This window comes from Rhodoferax ferrireducens (assembly GCF_003347515.1).
GTDB lineage: Bacteria > Pseudomonadota > Gammaproteobacteria > Burkholderiales > Burkholderiaceae_C > Rhodoferax.
Genome location: NZ_QEII01000191.1, coordinates 1 through 305, shown reverse-complemented (window position 1 = coordinate 305; position 305 = coordinate 1). Strand labels below are relative to the sequence as shown.

General features: G+C 55.1%; 1 protein-coding gene. It reads left to right on the top strand.

Features of this window, described 5'->3' with window-relative positions:
- Positions 1–305, top strand: a 305-nt coding sequence (locus C5P05_RS02125; RefSeq protein WP_157979184.1) for an IS66 family transposase, incomplete at both ends; no start/stop codon positions are given.

Below are 305 nucleotides of genomic sequence, written 5' to 3'. Positions count from 1 at the left end.
CTACAAATCGTTATTCACAAAGGGCATCGTGGAGGCGGGCTGCATGGCTCATGCCCGGCGCAAGCTGTTTGAGCTGCATGCGAACCACTCCAGCCAGATTGCCCAGACTGGGTTGAAGTTGATCAGTCAACTCTATGACGTCGAGCGGGAGGTCAAAACGCTCCATGCCGACCAGCGCTTGCAGATTCGACAAACCAAAGCACGCCCGATTGCCGATGCGATGCATGAATGGATGAAGTTGCAGCGTTGCAAAATCACCGATGGCTCGGCCACGGCCAAAGCGCTGGACTATAGCCTTAAACGCT